This window comes from Pseudomonas sp. YuFO20 (assembly GCF_035064975.1).
GTDB classification, from domain to species: domain Bacteria; phylum Pseudomonadota; class Gammaproteobacteria; order Pseudomonadales; family Pseudomonadaceae; genus Aquipseudomonas; species Aquipseudomonas putida_AE.
Map to the genome: position 1 here is coordinate 1 of NZ_JAXDEO010000014.1, position 17,463 is coordinate 17,463.

The 17,463-nt window shown below is 63.1% G+C and carries 16 protein-coding genes; 5 read left to right on the forward strand and 11 right to left on the reverse strand.

Annotated features, from left to right (window positions below):
- Positions 1–268: 268 nt before the first annotated feature.
- Positions 269–1,225, reverse strand: coding sequence for a threonine dehydratase (locus tag SOP85_RS09865; protein WP_323608989.1), 957 nt, complete (start codon positions 1,223–1,225; stop codon positions 269–271).
- A gap of 96 nt (positions 1,226–1,321) precedes the next feature.
- On the opposite strand from SOP85_RS09865, the gene SOP85_RS09870 reads away from it, so the two are divergent.
- The gene (locus tag SOP85_RS09870; RefSeq protein ID WP_323626895.1) at positions 1,322–2,140 is read left to right on the forward strand and encodes a helix-turn-helix transcriptional regulator; all 819 of its coding nucleotides are present in this window, start codon (positions 1,322–1,324) and stop codon (positions 2,138–2,140) included.
- A gap of 2 nt (positions 2,141–2,142) precedes the next feature.
- On the opposite strand, the gene SOP85_RS09875 is transcribed toward SOP85_RS09870, so the two are convergent.
- Complete coding sequence (locus SOP85_RS09875) at positions 2,143–2,838, reverse strand: tRNA (adenine(22)-N(1))-methyltransferase (protein WP_323626815.1); 696 nt, start codon at positions 2,836–2,838, stop codon at positions 2,143–2,145.
- 200 nt (positions 2,839–3,038) lie between these two features.
- On the opposite strand from SOP85_RS09875, the gene SOP85_RS09880 reads away from it, so the two are divergent.
- Entirely contained in the window at positions 3,039–3,338 is a 300-nt protein-coding gene (locus tag SOP85_RS09880) for a hypothetical protein (protein WP_274075723.1), read from the forward strand.
- 169 nt (positions 3,339–3,507) lie between these two features.
- Here the strand turns inward: SOP85_RS09880 and SOP85_RS09885 are convergent, their stop codons facing one another.
- From SOP85_RS09885 to SOP85_RS09920, 8 genes are all read right to left on the reverse strand, one after another.
- A complete protein-coding gene (locus SOP85_RS09885) occupies positions 3,508–5,004 on the reverse strand; it encodes a diguanylate cyclase domain-containing protein (RefSeq protein ID WP_414919259.1) in 1,497 nt (498 codons plus the stop codon).
- 66 nt (positions 5,005–5,070) lie between these two features.
- Positions 5,071–6,690, reverse strand: coding sequence for a mechanosensitive ion channel family protein (locus tag SOP85_RS09890; RefSeq protein WP_323626816.1), 1,620 nt, complete (start codon positions 6,688–6,690; stop codon positions 5,071–5,073).
- Positions 6,691–6,777: 87 nt separating this feature from the next.
- Positions 6,778–7,794 (reverse strand): succinylglutamate desuccinylase/aspartoacylase domain-containing protein, encoded by a 1,017-nt coding sequence (locus SOP85_RS09895; RefSeq protein WP_323626817.1) that lies wholly within the window; start codon positions 7,792–7,794, stop codon positions 6,778–6,780.
- Between the two features lie 15 nt (positions 7,795–7,809).
- Complete coding sequence (locus SOP85_RS09900) at positions 7,810–8,781, reverse strand: DMT family transporter (RefSeq protein WP_274075727.1); 972 nt, start codon at positions 8,779–8,781, stop codon at positions 7,810–7,812.
- Complete coding sequence (locus SOP85_RS09905) at positions 8,781–9,479, reverse strand: ABC transporter permease (protein ID WP_323608995.1); 699 nt, start codon at positions 9,477–9,479, stop codon at positions 8,781–8,783. Before SOP85_RS09905 ends, SOP85_RS09900 begins: the two co-directional genes overlap by 1 nt.
- Before the next feature lie 18 nt (positions 9,480–9,497).
- Entirely contained in the window at positions 9,498–10,211 is a 714-nt protein-coding gene (locus SOP85_RS09910) for an ABC transporter permease (protein ID WP_274075729.1), read from the reverse strand.
- A gap of 167 nt (positions 10,212–10,378) precedes the next feature.
- Positions 10,379–11,161, reverse strand: a complete 783-nt coding sequence (locus SOP85_RS09915) for a transporter substrate-binding domain-containing protein (protein ID WP_274075730.1) — start codon at positions 11,159–11,161, stop codon at positions 10,379–10,381.
- A 26-nt stretch (positions 11,162–11,187) separates the two neighbouring features.
- On the reverse strand, positions 11,188–12,744 hold the full coding sequence (locus tag SOP85_RS09920; RefSeq protein ID WP_323626818.1) for an aminotransferase class I/II-fold pyridoxal phosphate-dependent enzyme: 1,557 nt from the start codon (positions 12,742–12,744) through the stop codon (positions 11,188–11,190).
- A gap of 237 nt (positions 12,745–12,981) precedes the next feature.
- Here SOP85_RS09920 and SOP85_RS09925 point away from each other — a divergent pair, with 237 nt between their 5' ends.
- The 3 genes from SOP85_RS09925 to SOP85_RS09935 are packed head-to-tail and all read left to right on the forward strand — an operon-like array spanning position 12,982 to position 16,677.
- A complete protein-coding gene (locus SOP85_RS09925) occupies positions 12,982–14,535 on the forward strand; it encodes a TolC family protein (RefSeq protein ID WP_323626819.1) in 1,554 nt (517 codons plus the stop codon).
- The gene (locus SOP85_RS09930; protein WP_323626820.1) at positions 14,532–15,653 is read left to right on the forward strand and encodes an HlyD family secretion protein; all 1,122 of its coding nucleotides are present in this window, start codon (positions 14,532–14,534) and stop codon (positions 15,651–15,653) included. The genes SOP85_RS09925 and SOP85_RS09930 overlap by 4 nt, the downstream gene beginning before the upstream one ends.
- Positions 15,643–16,677 (forward strand): DUF2955 domain-containing protein, encoded by a 1,035-nt coding sequence (locus SOP85_RS09935; RefSeq protein WP_323626821.1) that lies wholly within the window; start codon positions 15,643–15,645, stop codon positions 16,675–16,677. The genes SOP85_RS09930 and SOP85_RS09935 overlap by 11 nt, the downstream gene beginning before the upstream one ends.
- On the opposite strand, the gene SOP85_RS09940 is transcribed toward SOP85_RS09935, so the two are convergent.
- Positions 16,678–17,130, reverse strand: coding sequence for a hypothetical protein (locus SOP85_RS09940; RefSeq protein ID WP_323626822.1), 453 nt, complete (start codon positions 17,128–17,130; stop codon positions 16,678–16,680).
- Positions 17,131–17,463: the final 333 nt, after the last annotated feature.

The window sequence follows — 17,463 nt, forward strand, 5'->3', positions numbered from 1 at the left end:
GGCATTTGCGTACAACGCCGATCAACTGTAGGAGCTGGCTTGCCAGCGAAGGCGCCGGGTCAGTCGACATCGATGTTGGATGTCAGACCGCTTTCGCTGGCAAGCCAGCTCCTACAGGGGATCTTCGTCAGACCCGAGATCTTCGCCAAGCACGAAATTTGTGAACGACGCCGACCAATTGTGGGAGCCAGCCTGCCGGCGATGGCAGTAGGACGCCCCATACAGGGGATGTGCCAGGCATGGCATTTGTGTACGACGCCAATTGCCGTCACCCAATCACTCGCGCATACACCGATCTGTCGATATTTCCCCCGGACAGAATCACACCCACCCTTTTGCCCCCCATCGTTTCACGCTCCTGTATAAGCGCTGCCAGGGCCGCCGCGCCTGCTCCTTCGGCGAGATTGTGGGTGTCGGTGTAATACACGCGCATGGCCTCGGCAATCTGCGCGTCTGTGACCGACACGATCCGCGCCGCACCTCGCGCGTAGACGGCAAAGGCTTCAGCAATGGGCTTGCGCACGGCCAGGCCGTCGGCAAAGGTGTCGGCTGACGCGGTTTCGCATATTGCACCCGCTTCAAACGACAACTTCGCGGCCGCCGCTTCACTTGAAACCACGCCCACCACCTCGGTTTTCAGGCCCAGCGCATCGCGGGCGGCGATGACCGCGCAGATGCCCGAGCCACAGCCAATCGGCACGTAGACGGTATCCAGGTCCGGCGCGGCCTTGAACAGCTCAAGCGCATAGGTGGCCACGCCTTTGACCAGCTCGGTGTGGAACGGCGGCACCAGGTAGAGACCATGGGCGCTCGCCAGGCGGGCGGCCTCTTCCCGGGCCTCATCGAAATCGCGGCCATACTCGACCACTTCACCGCCAAAGCCGCGCATGGCATTGTTCTTCTCCAGTGAGTTTCCCTGCGGCACGACAATCAGCGAGCGTAAACCCAGTGCGGTCGCCGCCAGCGCCAGGCTCTGGCCATGGTTGCCGCGGGTAGCGGTGACAATGCCCTGCGCCTCGGGATGGGTGCGCTTTAGCCAGTGCATGAAGGTGATGCCACCGCGCACCTTGAAGGCACCGGTAGGCGTGTGGTTTTCGTGCTTGACCCACACCGTGCAACCCAACCGCTCGGCCAGCAAGGGCCAGGCGTACTGCGCGGTGGCAGGCATTACCTGGTAGACCAGGCCGGCAGCTTGTTCGATATCGTCGCGAGTCAGTCTGTACATGAGGCGTCTCCCTGAGGTGTTGCCCAGTGTAGACACGGGCGCCACTGGCCGGCTTTCAGAAAACCGACCTGACTTTTGCGGCCTCTTTTCTCTACTATGGTGTTCATGAACCGTCACAACCGCCAGCAACCACCCTTGCCGTCTGAACCGGTGCGCCGCATCGAGGCCGGGCCATGGGCGATCGAATTGCTCCCCGGCAGCGCCTACGCGACCCGCTATGTCGCGACCCAGTCGGCAATTGGCTTCGCTTTCGACAGCCAGCAAGGCCTGCACGCCATCGGCAGCGATCGGGTGTTGCCCTTCGTCGCGATGCCCAACGGCCTGGCGTTTGTCCCCGAGGGGTGTGATGTGTTGTCCGAATCCCCCACGGGCGGTGAGTACCTGCGGGTGCTGCGCACCGACGGTTTGGCGCTGCCGGGGCATCGTGCCTTCAACAATCGCATCGATCCGCAAGCGACCGCCCTCGCCCTGCGCATGCGCGGCGCACTGTTGCATCCCAGAGTGGCGGACGATTGGGAAGCGTGGGCCCTCGCATTGGCTGAGCGGGTCCAGGGTGACGACGCGCTATCGGCACCGCTGCAGGGCTCGATAACCGCCAGCCGCATGCGCTTGCTCGATGAATTCATCGACGCCGGCCTCGGCGGTCCGCTGGGTGTACAGGCGATGGCGCAGTTGCTCGGATTGTCCGAAGGCTATTTCATGCGGGCCTTCAAGACCGCGACGGGTAGAAGCCCCCACAGTTACCTGATCGACCGCCGCCTCGCCAAGGCGCGGACCCTGATGCGCGACTCAACCGCGCGGCTGGCGGAGATCGCCCACGCCTGCGGTTTCAACTCCCAGGCGCACATGACGACCGCTTTCAAGCAGCGCCTTGGCGTGAGTCCGGCGCAGTTGCGTGAAAGCACGCGGTACTAGGCTCAAGCCAGCAGCTCGGTGATCCACCGGGCCTGCCGTGCAATCTCCTGTACCTTGTCCTCAGGCACCGCCTGCCGCGCCCGGCCGAAATGGCTCAGGGTCTTTTGCTTCACGCGCAGCATTCGCTGCCACTTGACCAGGAACGCCGGGCTGCGGGCCTGTATCTGCAGCGGGCCGAAGTACAGCTCCTCGGCGCTATACACCACCGGTCCGGTACGCTCGGCGACGATGATTTCGTAGTCGAAGCAATTTTCCCGCAGCACTTCCTCGCAGAGGATGCGATAGCCATTGTCCATCAGCCATTGCCGCAGGGGCTGTTCGCCGCCATTGGGTTGCAGGATCAGGCGTTCCTGGCCGCTCAGGTGTGCCTTGCCGCTGTCGAGGATGTCGCGGATCGTCTCGCCACCCATGCCGCACAGGGTGATCGCCGTGATCCCGTCTCCCGGCTCGATCGCGGCCAAGCCATTGGCCAGGCGTACGGTGATCCGTTGCGCCTGGCCACTCTCGCGCACGGTGCGTTCGGCCGCGTGGAACGGCGTCAACGCCACCTCGCCGGCCACCGCCGCTGCGATGACACCACGGCGCATCAACGCCACAGGCAGGTAGCCGTGATCCGAACCGATATCTGCCAGGCGCGCCCCGACGGGCACATGCGCCGCCACGCGCTCCAGGCGCATGGACAATGTCTGTTCGTTCAACTGCAGCCCCTTTTTCACCGCGAACGTCCGGCACCTTTGGCCGAAACGGAGGCGATTCTGTCGGGTAATGCCGTGCATTTCAAATCCATGCGACAAGGGCGCCATGACTGTTGATCGGCCGCACGCCCGCCGGGGCCCCGGCCGTCTAGACTGATCAGGCACACCACAGGTTTCCAGCCGCCTGATCCAGGGGAAACGGGATGACCGCAATCACCGCGAGCCAATGCATGTCATGGGTCCTGCCCTCCCTTATCGCCATCAACCTGGTGCTGACGGCGGGATGTTCAGGCAAGTCCTCCACGGCCCGCTACTCGGCCTCGAACATGGGCTCAAGCTGCTATGCCAAGGCACTGCCCACTGCCGGCGAGGGTGGTCTCGCCTGGGGCAACACCTTGAGCATCGCGCGGCAGAAATCCTTGAATAACTGCATACGTTATGCCGGCCGGTCGGGTGGCACACCCCGTACCTGCCAGGTGGTGTTGTCGGAGTGCAGGCATTGATCTGGCGGCGTTCGCTCCTGTAGGAGCGAGCTTGCTCGCGAAAAACGTCTGGACAACGCAGTCATTCAGACAGTTCGCGTCATCGTTGACGACCATTGCTGGCAAGCCAGCTCCTACAGCTTGACCGGGGTGCACCCGTGGGAGGCCGCCTTCGCTGGCAAGCCAGCACTTACAGGGCCCTGGTCACGGCAATGCCCTTTCGTCCCAGTTGCTTGACCCCATACATCGCCTGGTCAGCCGCCTTGAGCAAGGTGTCGAGCGTCTGCCCATGCAACGGACACAGGGCAATGCCGATACTGCACGAGAGTGAAATCTCCCCCGCACTGGTAACGATTGACTGACCAATCGCCTCGAACATCTTCGAAGCCTTGACCTCGGCCATATCCGGGTCGGCCAGGTCGGTGACCAGCACCACGAACTCATCGCCCCCATAGCGGGCAACCGTGTCCCCCGTACGCGTGGCCCCCAGCATGCGACTGGCCAGCGCGCGCAAGACCTGATCGCCGACCTCATGGCCGTAGCGGTCATTGATGTCCTTGAAATGATCCAGATCGATCAACAGCACCGCAAACGGCACCCGGTCGCCCTTCCAGCGGGACAGCGCCTGCTCGAAGCGTTCGGCAAACAGGTAGCGGTTGGGCAGATCGGTGAGCACATCATGGGTGGCCAGGTAAGCCGAGCGCTGGTGCTCGGCGTCTGCCCGCTCGAGCGCCTTGAAATGCCGGATCAGCAGCAGCGGGATCAGCACGAACGCCGCACCCAGTATCGCCAGGAGTGCCAAGGCTTGCCCGGTCAGGACGTCGGCCAGGCGCAACTGACGCTCGAACAGCAACGTCATCGGCTGCGAGGCACTGTGAATCTCCACCCGTTCTTCAAGCAGGGGCAGGAAAAAACCATCGATCAATCCGGCATCCGAGGTCCCCGTGGCGAAGACATGGCTTTCCGTGCCGGCGGCGGTCTGCAGCACTGCGCGGATGTGCACCCGCGAGTCGACGTTGGCATGAATCACAGCATCCAGCAGCGAGCCGGTCCTGATCAACAGCAAGGCGACCATGGTGCTGCCGAAGAAATTCGGTCGGGAGCTTTCGCGCACTCGTTCAGGCCGGTTGACCGATTGCATCAGAATGAACGCATCGCCGCCCTCGTACATGGAGAACACCGGCGAGACCACCGGCTTGGGATTGTTGTAGGTGCGGGCCAGCGCATGGGACAGATAACCGACGGTTTCCAGCCTGACGCCGTAGATCGCATTGGCCTCCGACAGCACCGGGTACATGAACAGCACCGGCCAGGTCTCGCGCAGAAAGGCCTGGTGCCGGGCGGGTTGCCGAGTCAGGGTGGGAAAATCCTTGAGGGTGAAGTCCGGTCGCCAGGTGCGCCGCAGCAGCGCTTCGAAGGCTGCCTGCTCGGCCACCGGCACCGCGCGTGCCGCTTCGAGCATGTACAGATGCGGGTACGCCGACATCACCGCGGCGGCATAACGCGCCGCCGCTTCGGTGTCGCTCTGGTCGACCGCCTGGAGAAAAGCGGAAAACCCGGCCAGTACCGCTTCGTTGGTGTCGAGCTGATTGCGCACGATGCCGGAAATGTTCTGCACGTATTCGGAAAAACGCGTTTCCCGCCGTTGCGTCTCGGACTTGAGCAACAACAGCGCAGACATGCCCATGAGGCCTACGGCCAGGAGAATGAAACCGGCGAAAGCACGGTGGCGTCTGGTCACTCGCGGCCCACCTCAGCGCTGCCCTTCTTTCTGCGCAGGGGCGGCATACCACTGGTCCCTGGGCACCCGCTTCTCAAAGTCCGGGTCGCCCAGATAGTGCGGCGACATGATCTGCACCTCGTACTCATTGAACACATCCTGGATATTGGCGTGCAACATGCTCAACAACACCGCGCGCGGGCGTGGCTGGCTGGGGATGGCCTGGGCCACGAGGCGGTATTCGGGATAGAAATCCGACAGGGCCGTCTGGAACACCTGCGCCGGTGGATCAGTGAGGACGCCGGGGGTGCGCCGGGCCGCTTCCAGCAGCATCGCTTCGACCTGGCGCCACGGCGTGTCGTAGCCGATGGTCACCACAGTGTCGACCACGTAACCCGGGCCTTGCACGGTGCGCGAATAGTTCTTGGTGACGGTGGCGGTGATCATTGAATTGGGCAGCGTCAGCACCTCCCCCAGGCCGGTACGAATGCGCGTGGTGAACATGCCCAGTTCAGTCACCGTGCCTTCGTATTCGCCAATGCGCACGAACTCGCCGGGGCGCAAGGTGCGGGTGTAGGTCAGGATCAAACCGGCCGCCGCCTGCCCGACCACGCTGGTAGCGCCCAGGGAAATCATCAGGCCGATCAGCACCGACAAGCCTTTAAACGCATCGGTGCCGGCGCCCGGCAGGTAGGGATAGGCCATCGCCAGGGCGAACAGCCAGATGGCCAGCGACGTCAGGCGTTGGGTCGGTTGCAAGGTCTCCTGGTTCAACCAGCTGAAGGTGCCGGGCGTGGCCATGCGCCGCAGGATCCGTCGGGCAAAGGCCGTGGTGCCCCGGGCTATGAAGAAGATTGCCAGGGCCACGCCCAGTCCCGGTATGGCGCCGACGATACCCTCGAACAAGTAACCCGCGACTTCCAGCAGGTAGTTGTTGAGGCTTTCACCCCAGGGCCTGGTGTAGGGAAACCGCGACAGGACAAAACCCAGCCATTCATAAGTCAGCAACAGCACGACCAGCCAGCGCAGTAACCCCAGCAAGCGGCTGACCAGCGGATACAGGTAGTTGGCATCGATCACCTGCACCCGCCCGACTTTCAGGGCCTGGGTGTGCCGGCGCATCAGGTCCGGCAGTTTCTTCAGCAAGCGGCGGCGCAGGTAGGCCATGCCCCAGAGCAAGGCGACATAAATACCGGTGGCAATCGCTGCGCCCGCCAGTGACCGGAAAATCAGATGCAGGCTGCGGGCTTCCCCGGTTTCCGCCACCACCTGGCGCAGCTTGTCGGCGGCACTTTCTGCCGCCTGCCTGACCGATTCGAACTCGCTGGCATCGACATCCTTTGGGGACACGATAAAAGCGCGCTTGGCGCCCAGCAGCACCAGGTAGCTGTCCTGGATGGCATCGAGGGTGACCCGCAGGTCGTCCGCGTCATCCAGTGCTTCGTTGATCGCTGTCCTGGCCCGCTTGACCCGGGTCTGCGGCGTTTCACCCAGCAGCGCGCCGCGAAACACCATGATGCTGCGATTGGCGATCTTCAGTTCCGCTGGCGTAGGTGCAGGATCCAGCGGTTTCGCCGCATCCTCGGCCCACAGCAGTACCGACCAACACATCGCGAACATGACGATCAATGGGGTGAGGAGCCTGCTCCGCATGCATCGGTTTCCTTACGTCACAGGTTCTGGACAAGGGTACGTATCGCAGCGTAGTCCAGCGATGAGCGGTTGTCAGATAGGCGCCACTCAGTTGGGGTCGAGTAACCCACCGCTCCAGTTGCGCGACGGGCGGCTGCCGGTGAACTTCGCCACCCCCATGCCCTGGGCGATCAGGCGATCGCGATAGCGTGTGACCAGTCGCCCGGTCTGCTCGGCATACAGCACCACTTCGGAGGACGGATCGCCGGGGCGGCGCAGGATGCGTGCGAAGCGCTGACCTTGCTCGACCAGATCGCCCAGCTCCTTCTCGAAGATCAGCACCCCGGGCTGCGGCGCAAGAACGGTCTCCATGTGGCCCATCTCCACCGCCTCGACCGGCCAGTCGGCGGGCGCCGCCCCTTCGTCGATCACCCCATAAGCGCAGAGCCAGGCGTAAAGCCCCTGGGCATCCTGTTCGGCGAAACGGTCGCTGACGTCGCCCTGCCCGCGCAGCTCCAGGGTCGCGGCCATGCGTTGCGCGGTCGTGCCCTCGCGCAGCCACGGGGCAATGATGGTTTCCTCGAAGGAGCCATCGTCGCCGTCATCCCAGATGATCGCCACGTCCATGCGCAGCGCCGCCGCCAGTTCACGGCCACGGGGCCAGAAACTGCGGTGCATATAAAGGTAGGGCAGCGCCTCGTCATCGGTGTGCAGGTCCAGCACCACATCCGCCGGCGCCGCCAGTTGCACCAGTTTCTGTTGCCACGCCTGGACGGCTGTAGAAGGTCGCTGCATCGCGGCCGACTGATCGAAACCCCGGTTGAAGTTATGCCCGGTCGCATCGTGATAGCGCCCAAGAATCCGCCCCTGGCGAAACTGGCCGATGCCCAGCGGGTTGGCCTGTGGCACCACCGTCACGCTGCCCTTGAGCCGGCCTTGCGACTCAGCCGCTTCAAGGCGTTGCATCAACAGATGCAGCACCAGCATGCCGGCGATTTCATCGGCATGCACCCCGGCCTGCAAGTGCACCTTCGGTCCACCTTTGGAACCCTCGAAGCGCCAGACTCCGACCTGCACCGGATCGCCATTGTTGTTGCGAACGCTGAACGAAATATCCTGTGCCATCCGTTTGTCCTCCTGTCATTGATCCGCGACACCCGTCCGTCCGCCATCGGGTTTGATCTCGTCCGCTTCGGGATAAAGGGGTTGCGACACGGAACATTCGGCGCCGACGACGTCCTGCGACGGGTGCCGACCGAAAATCATCGCCAGGGTGCCGCTGACTGCGATCAACCCGGCGCCGATCATCAACGACACATCCATCAGCGTGCCCCAGATCAGGCTCGACAGCAGGAAGGCCCAGATCAGCCCGGTGTACTCGAACGGCGCCAGCACGGTCGCGGTGGCGCGCTGGAAACTGGCGAACAGCAGGAACTGGCCGATGCCGCCCATCAGGCCGGCGCCGAGCATGCCCAGCCAGGCTGGAACCGGTGCCGGTGTATGGGTCCAGGGCAACGCCAGCGCCATGCAGATCACAAACACCACATTGGTGATCAGCATCTGCTCCAGCACCGAGGTCTGCTCATCGACCTGGCGCAACTGGATATAGGTGAACGCCCAGCACATCGCCGCCAGCAGCGTCAGGACGATGGGCAGCGGATCGGCCATGTTGCTCGGGCGACAGGCGATCACCACCCCGATAAACCCGATGATCAGGGTGAACCACTGCCAACCGTTGACCCGTTCCTTGAGAATCGCCGTCGCCAGCACCGTGACCATGATTGGCGCCGAGAAATACAGGGTGGTCATCTCCGCCAGGGTCAGGTCGCGGGCCGCCGTGTAGTACAGCAGCCAGGCCGCGATCGACAGCAGGCCACGCACCACCAGCAGTCGCCGGCTGGACGAGCGCCAGGCACGCCGCACCAGTTGCAGACGGCCGATCAGCAAACAGGCGAGCACCACCACCAGGGCGCGCCAGAACAGGATGGTGAACACCGAATAATCGGCCACCAGCCACTTGATGCCGGCGTCCTGCAAGGACAGGAACGCGTAGCCCAGGGTGCACAGGCCAATCCCTTGCAAGGAGCGGTCAACCATTGGCGTGCTTTTCATCAGGCGGACCTGCGAACCGGGGTGCCACGGCGCTCGAAGAAGGCGAACAGCGCCTCGATCAGGAACGTCAGGCACACGTAGACACCGGCCACCAGCAGCAACGGCTCATACACTTGCAGGGTTTGCGCGCGCACCACGTTGGCCGCGCCCAACAGATCGATCACGGCAATGGTCGAGGCCAGGGCCGTGGATTTGAGCAGCATCACGGTTTCCCCGGCCAGCGTCGGCAACAGCAGGCGCAGTGCCCGGGGCAAGCGCACCCGCAACAGGGTCTGGCGCGGGGTCATGCCAAACGCCGAAGCCGCTTCCATTTCGCCTTTGGGCACCGCCAGCAGGCCACCGCGGATCACTTCGCCGACATAGGCCCCCACCGACACCACCAGGGCGAACACGATGTACCAGTAGCCGTCACGCAGGTATGGCCAGAGGAAACTGCCGCGAATCAGCGGGAACTGCGCAAACAGGCTGCCCAGGCCGTAGTAGAAAATGTAGATCTGGATCAGCAAGGGGGTGCCGCGGGTCACGCTGGTGTAGAACAGGCTGAGCTTGGCGATGACCTTGTTCTTCGAGATCCGCGCCAGCGCCACCAGCACCGCCAGGACAAAACCGAACACACTGGAAATCACCAGGATCAAAAGGGTCGTCTGCAGCCCTCGGACCAGCAGCGACGCGTATTCAACTATCCACGCTGGAATCATTTCATTCTCTCTGCCGATTTAGTCAGCAAGAGGCATCCAGCGACGAATGCGTCGCTCGAGCCGTCCCGACAGGTAGTTGGACGCCAGCGTCACCGCGTAGTACAGCGCCGCGGCCGTGAGGTAGAACAACAGGTAATGACGCGTCGAACCCGCCCCTTGCCGGGCGGTGTACAACAGCTCGTTGGTGCCGACCACGCTGATCAGGGCGCTGTCCTTGATCAGATTGATCCACAGGTTGGCCATCCCCGCCATCGCGTAGGGCGCCATGATCGGCAGCGTGACGCGCCGGAACAGGCCGAAACCGTGCAGGCCGAAGGCTTTCGCCGCTTCGATCTGGCCGAAGGGAATGGCCTGGATCGCCGCCCGGAAAATCTCTGACGCGTAGGCGCCCTGCACCAGGCCCAGCACCACGATCGCCGCCAGCGGCCCGCTGACATTCACCGCGTCGTAACCCAGGGTTGCCATCAGCGAGTTGAGCAGCATGGAGCCGACGTAGTACAGCAACAGGATCAGCAACAGCTCCGGCACCGCGCGGAACAAGGTCGTGTAGCCGCGAGCCAGCGCTGCAACGGGTCTAGGCCCACCCAACTTGAGACAGGCCACCACCAGGCCGATGGCCAGCCCGACCACGAAGGCCCCGGCGGAGATCTGCAGGGTCATCCACAGGCCCTTGAGCAGCGCCGTGCCCCATCCCTGCTCGCTGAAACTGATCAAATCGAACATTGCTGGCATTTGAGTCTCCAGTCAGTGACCTCGAAGGCGCCACTTGCCCCCTGTGGGAGCGGGCTTGCTCGCGAAGGCGGTGTGTCAGTCGACATCATTGTTGAATGCCAATCCGCCTTCGCGAGCAAGCCCGCTCCCACAGGGGATATGTGTTCCGCCAGAGCTTCTATTCCAGGTCAGAACGCCGGCTTCACGCTCGTGCCGAAGTAGCTCTGGGACAGATCGTCATAGTCCTTGCTCGCCAGCAGTTCCTGGATGGCCTTGTCGAGTTTGGCCTTGAGCTCGGTGTCATCCTTGCGCAGGCCGGCACCCACGCCCTTGCCGAAGATCGGGTCGTACGGCACGGCGCCGAGGTAGGCCAGGTCCTTGGCGTCGGGGGTCTTGACGAAGGCGGCCATGGCGGTGCCGTCGGCCATCATCAGGTCGAGGCGCCCGGCGATCAGGTCGGCGTTGGCCGAGTCCTGGGTGTCGTAGTACTTCACGTCGGCGATTTTTTCGTAGTAGGTCTTCAGGTAGCTGGCGCTGACCGTGGAGTTCTGCACACCGATGGTCTTGCCCTTGAGGTCGTCCGGGTACTTCTTCACCGAAGCGTCCTTGGGCCCGACCACGGCGATGACCGAGTCGTAGTACGCCTTGCTGAAGGCGATCTGTTTTTCCCGCTCCTGGGTCACCGACATCGAGGAAAAGATCACGTCGATCTTCTTCGCCAGCAGCGACGGAATGATCCCGTCCCACGCCACTTCCTTGATCTCGCACTCGGCTTTCATTTCGCTGCACAGCTTGTGGATCAGGTCCACTTCAAAGCCCTTCCACTCGCCGTTGGCCTGTTTCTCGGTGTACGGCGGATAGGGTTCGGCGGCGACCGCGAAGCGGATCGGCTGGGCTTGTGCCGAACTCATGGCGGCCAGCAGCAAACAGCCGGCGCCGGTCAACCAGTGTGCAAAACGTCGATTTCCCATGGTGTTTTCCCGTCTTTTTATTGGTGTTAGCGAGTTTGATGAGCGTTGACGAATTGCCGGCAACGCTCGCTGCGTGGGTGTACGAACACTTCGTCCGGCGAACCGGTTTCCTCGATCAGCCCTTGATGCAGAAAGGCGACTTTGGACGAGACATCGCGGGCGAAGGCCATTTCATGGGTTACCAGGATCATGGTCCGACCTTCTTCGGCGAGAGAGCGGATCACCCGCAGCACTTCCCCGACCAGTTCCGGGTCGAGTGCCGAGGTGGGTTCATCGAACAGCATGACCTTGGGCCGCATGGCCAGGGCCCGGGCGATGGCCACCCGTTGTTGCTGTCCCCCGGAGAGAAACGCCGGGTATTCGTTGCGCTTGGCCGCAAGGCCCACCCGATCGAGCAAGGCTTCGGCACGTTCGGTGGCCTCCGCCTTGCTCTCACGAAGGACCTGGGTCGGCGCTTCGATGAGGTTTTCCAGCACCGTGCGATGGGGCCAGAGGTTGAAATTCTGGAACACCATGCCCAGGCTCGAGCGGATGCGCACCAGCTGTTTGGCGTCAGCCACCAGCGGTGCGCCGGGGCGGGTGTGGTTCAGGTGAATGCTTTCGCCGTCCACCAGGATGCGCCCCTGGTCCGGCACTTCGAGCATGTTGATGCAGCGCAGCAAGGTGCTTTTGCCCGAGCCGCTGGCGCCGATCAGCGAGATTACCTCGCCTTCGCGGGCTGTCAGGGACACGCCCTTGAGCACCTCGATGTTGCCAAAACGTTTGTGCAGGCGGTCGACTTCGATCATGGTTCGCGCAGTGACCGGCTCCCTGACCGGTTCGCTCGACACGCGGCTGATCACAGGCTTGGGTGCTGGCGCTTGCAACGCCTGGACAAAATCGCGGATACGCTGGGAGGCCTTGGCCAATACCAGGGACTCGGCATGCGCGACCAGGGCGGGATCAGCGACGATCCAGGCCATGGCCCAATCGGCCATCGGGTGGGATTTCGCCAGGCTGCCGATCACCACGCAACGCTCGGCCATGCCCGGCGCTGCCGCGAGACTCAGATGCGGGTGCTGCAGCGTCAGTTCGTCATGGACCTCGTCGATCACCACCCACAGGTCATGGGCGATGGCGAGTCCGGCGATGGCTTGCAAGGCTTCAGGGTTGCGCTTCGGGCCGGACAGGTAAATTGCCCGGGTCCGCGGGGTAATCGCCTTGGCCAGCGCTGTGGCATCCGCCGAGATCGCCACCTGCACCAGCTTGACGCCGCAGGCCTTGAGCGACGCCTCACAGGTCAGGACCATCGGATCGAGGACAATCACCTCGTCACCTGCGGCCAGCAGGCACATCGACGTGACAAACAAGGCGTTCTGCGCCCCGTCCAGCGTGATCACGCTCGCGGTCTTCGGCTCTCGATTGAGCTGCTTGCCATAGTGGTCGGCAAGCGCTTCGCGCAAGGCAAGTCGGTCGGTAAATTCGCTGTTGTATGTGTCACCTTCAGCAGGCACATCAAGAGCGGCCTCGGTGATGAAATCGGCGGCGGGAAAATCCGCGGTGCCAACACCGGGCGTCCGCTCAACAAAGGGTGAAAACCGCATGCCAGTGCCTCGTTCAATATGAAGAAACGCAAGCCCGCAACCAGCCGGGAAGAAGGTGGAACGAACATAGTCCAAGCTGAACACTCGTTCAACAGAAAACTGTCGAGGGTTCGCGTTCAGCGTAAACAGGTCGTTTTTGCGACAGTCGCGACGTTTTTGCGTACCGGCGCTCCAGGCCATGCAGAAGGCTTACGGACGGCTATGCTGCTGTGATGTCCTTTGGTTGGAAAACACCCAATGCAATCAGGTACATCCACACGGATGCGGCATGGTCGACTGCTGCTGCTTGGGGTAGCGGTCCTTGGCGGGTGCGTTCGGCTGGGTCCGGACTTCCAGCCGCCCGGCGAACCATGGGTCGACCACTGGAACACCCCGGCCCTTGAACATGCCAGTCAACGCGCGCAGTACCCGGACATCCGCCAGTGGTGGCAGATCTTCGCCGACCCGGTGCTCGACCGCCTGATTGCCGAGTCGGACGCGCACAACTCCAGCCTGAAGATCGCCGGCCTGCGGGTGATGGAAGCCCGCGCACAATTGGGCATCGCCGAGAGCGGGCGCTACCCGCAGCTGCAACAGATCGCCGCTGACAGCGTGTACATCGACCGTCATCAGTCCGGCGGGGATAACCCGGTGGACAGCCATTTATGGCAACACAGCGCCGGGTTCGATGTCGGTTGGGAGCTGGACTTCTGGGGTCGCTTCGCCCGTGCCATCGAAGCCGCCGATGCCAGCTATTTCGCGTCTGAAGCCAACTACGACGACGTGCTGGTCCTGCTGCGGGCGCAAGTCGCCGACAGCTATTTTTTCCTGCGCACCACCGAGGCGCGCCTGCGCGTCGCCAATGCAAACGCCAAGCAGCAACATCGCAACTACGAGATCACCGAAAAACTATTCAACAGCGGCCAGACCGCCGAACTCGACCTGCAACAAGCCAAGACCCAATACCTGGGCACGTTGAGCACTATCCCCCTTCTGGAAGATCAGCTCCATCGCACCCGCAATGCGTTAGCCGTGTTGATCGGCCAGGCACCCGGTGCGCTGCCACTGGTGGTCGACAACACCCGGTTGATCCCGCTGGTGGATCGCGCCGTGCTGCAGGATGTGCCGGCCAACCTGCTGCTGCGCCGGCCCGATGTGCGCGCCGCCGAGCTGAATGTCGCGGCGCAGTCTGCGCTGGTCGGGGTGGCCGAAACCGATTACTACCCGGCCCTGACGTTGCTGGGAAGCATCGTCTGGTCCACCGACTCCTTGAGCGCAACCTCCCGCAGCCTCGACCTGATTGGCGGGCCGAGCCTGCGCTGGAACGTGTTCGACTATGGCCGCATCGCCAACAACATACGCGTGCAGGATGCGCGCTTGCAGCAGTTGATCGAAGCCTATCGCGACAAGGTGCGCCAGGCTGCACGCGAAGCGGATGACGCCGCCAACGGCCTGACCCGCTCGCTGCAACGCGAACGCATCCTGCGCGAGGCCGAAAGCGCCGCACAACGTTCGTTGGCGCTGGCCAACACGCTGTACCGCGAAGGTTACTCGGACTTCCAGCGGGTGCTGGACGCCCAGCGCGCGCTGCTCGAACTGCAAGACAATTACCTGGTCAGCCGTGGCGATGCGGTGAGCAATGTGATTGCCCTGTACAAGGCGTTGGGCGGCGGTTGGTACAGCGCCCAGCCCAGGGTCGATGCCGCCACGCGCCAGCAAATGGAACAACGGACTGACTGGGGCGACCTGCTCAACGATCCACCGGCTGAGCAGCCTGCCTCCCCCTTGCCCACTCAGGTGAAAAAACCATGACTGAAGCCGCGCCCTCCCCTCAGCCAGCGCAGCCTGCCGCCGATCCAGCGAAAAAAGGCATCAAGTGGGTTTTGTTGTTGATCGTTGTCAGCCTGGCCTTGTACCTGTTGGCTGACCGTTTCACACCGTATACCCAGCAGGCACGGGTGGGCGCGTTCGTGATTCCGGTGGCGGCGGAAGTCGCCGGCCGGGTGATCCGCGTCAATGTGCGCAATAACCAGGACGTGAAGGCTGGCGAGGTGATTTTCGAGGTGGACCCGCAGCCCTACCAGATCGCCGTTGACCGTGCGCGTGCCGACTTGGAATCCACCCGCCGGCAGATCGGTGCCAGCACCGCCGGTATCGCCTCGGCCCAAGCCAGTCTGCGCGCGGCACAAGCCAACGAACTCAAGGCAAAACAGGATAACCAGCGGTTGGAAGGCTTGTACCGTGAAGACCCCGGGACCGTTTCCGTGCGCCTGCTGGAGGTTTCCCGCGCCGCCCGCGAAGCGGCCACCAGCCAGGTCGCCGCTGCCCGCGCTGAAGTCCAGCGTGCGAAGGAGCAGGAAGGTGGCAAAGAGGAGGACAACGCCCTGCTGCGCAGCGCCGCCACTGCCCTGTCGAAAGCCGAACTGGATCTGTCCAACACGCAGATCCGCGCCCGTTCGGCCGGGTTGATCACCGACCTGCGCACCGACGTCGGCCAGTTCGCCGCGGCCGGCAACCCGGTCATGACCCTGATTGCAATCCACGATGTCTGGATCAGCGCCGACATGACCGAGAACAACCTCGCCCTGGTCAGGCCCGAGACCCCGGTGTCCATTGCCCTCGATGCGCTGCCCGGCGAAGTGTTCCAGGGCCGCGTGCGCAGCGTCGGCTACGGGGTCAGCGTGGGCACCCCGGCTGCGCCCGGCAGCCTGCCGACGGTGCAGAACAGCCGTGATTGGCTGCGCCCCGCCCAGCGTTTTCCGGTGATCATCGAGTTCTCGGCCGAATCCTTGTCGATGCTCAAGGACAACCGCGCGATCCGCTCCGGTGGCCAGGCCGAAGTCATGGCCTTCCCTTCCGAAGGCAACGTGCTCAATCCACTGGGCCGGTTGTTTCTGTGGCTGATGAGCTGGCTGTCGTATGCCTACTAAGCGTTCGCCGAGGGTGCAGCGCGCGCTGCGCCTGGCCTGTGGCACTGCGCTGTGCCTGGCAGTGAGTTTTGGCCTGGGGATGCCGATCCCGTTCCTGGCACCGGTGCTGGGGGCATTGTTGCTGGTCAGCATCAATCGCCCGTTGCCGTTCAAGGCCACCCTGGTGCTGGCGCTGACCGCCATGCTGACCACCGGCATCGGCCTGCTGCTGATCCCCCTGCTGCGTTATTACGCCTTCAGCGGCGTGCTGCTGATCGGCCTAGGCCTGCTGGCGGTCTTTAGATACGGCCAACGGGGCGGCAACAACCTGGTGGTGACATTCCTGGTGATCGGCCTGACCATGATCCCCGCAGCCGGAGTCGCCGACTTCGGCCTGGCGGCGACGGTGATCAAGGCGCTGACCAGCGGCTTGCTCCTGGCGGTCCTGATCGGCAGGGTGAGTCACTGGCTGTTCCCCGAACCGGCCAATACCCCGACGCCCCCACCCGCCCCGGCTCTATCCACCGAAAACGTCGACCGGGTGGCGTTGCGCGCAACCCTGATCGTAATGCCGACGTTTCTGCTGGCCCTGATCGACCCCGCCAGCTACATGCCGATCGTGCTCAAGGCCGTGAGCCTGGGCCAGCAGAGCTCCACCACCAACGCCCGTGACGCCGCCCGCGAGCTGATTGGCTCGACCTTGCTGGGCGGCCTGTTGGCCATTGCGTTCTGGAGCGCACTGACGGTCTTTGTGCACCTGTGGATGTTCTTCCTGTGGATGCTGCTGTTCGCCCTGATCCTGGCGCGCAAGCTCTATGGCCTGAGCCCGGGGCGGTTTAGCCCGGGCTTCTGGCTCAACACCTTGGTCACCCTGATTATCCTGCTCGGGCAATCGGTGCAGGACAGCCTGGCGGGCAAGGACGTCTACACCGCTTTTGCGGTGCGCATGGGGCTGTTCATCGCCGTGACGCTGTATGCCTGCCTGATGGTGTATTTGCTGGATCAGCGGCAAAACACCAGCCTCGCCTCTACAGATCCAGTTTGATCATGGATTAACCTGATACCCCTTGCCCTGCAAGCAACTGGTATACGCCGTCGAAGTGGTCGCGGCGTTGGTTTTCTCCTGCTCCCGGCGCTCCTGGCGCTGGCGCGAACCGCCGACCACAACACCTGCCGCCGCCGTTTGCTTGGCGCGGTCCTGTCGGTAGTCCTGCTTGTTATCGTCATCGACTCGATCATAAAACTCGTCATGCTGACGCCCGCGCACCTGGGCCCCGGCCGCACCGGCCGCAGCGCCCACCGCGGCGCCCTTCAACCGTCCGCCCGACGGTGTCGACGTGGTCGATGCACTGCTGGCGGCGATGCTGTTGCATTCGTTGATGTCCAGTTGAGTCTGTTGCGAAGTCTGGCCCTTCAGCGGTACTACCGTCTGGGTCCATCCCTGGGCACTGAATAACGACAGTGCGACGCACAGGCCGATGGGTGACAACCTTTTCATGATGATCTCCTGATGGGCGTGATTCACCCGAAAGAGTGTAGTTCAGCCCTCCTCGCCTAACTGCTCCAGTTCGGGGGATTAAGGAATTCGAGGTTTGGGGGAGTCAAGCGCTCGTTCGGGTGGCTGAAGGAGAACCGCCATATTGTTACGCGCATCGACTAACTCCTACATTATCCAACCAGACAGTTGAATCGAGCACGTATTCTGTAGGATTTATCTCTCCCGGCAAATGGAAAACGGAATGAAAAAGCAGGACGAATCTGACTTAACAATTTCTCTACAGTCGTGAATAGTAGCCCCAGCTTACGAACAATTAAGTTGCTAAGGGGACCA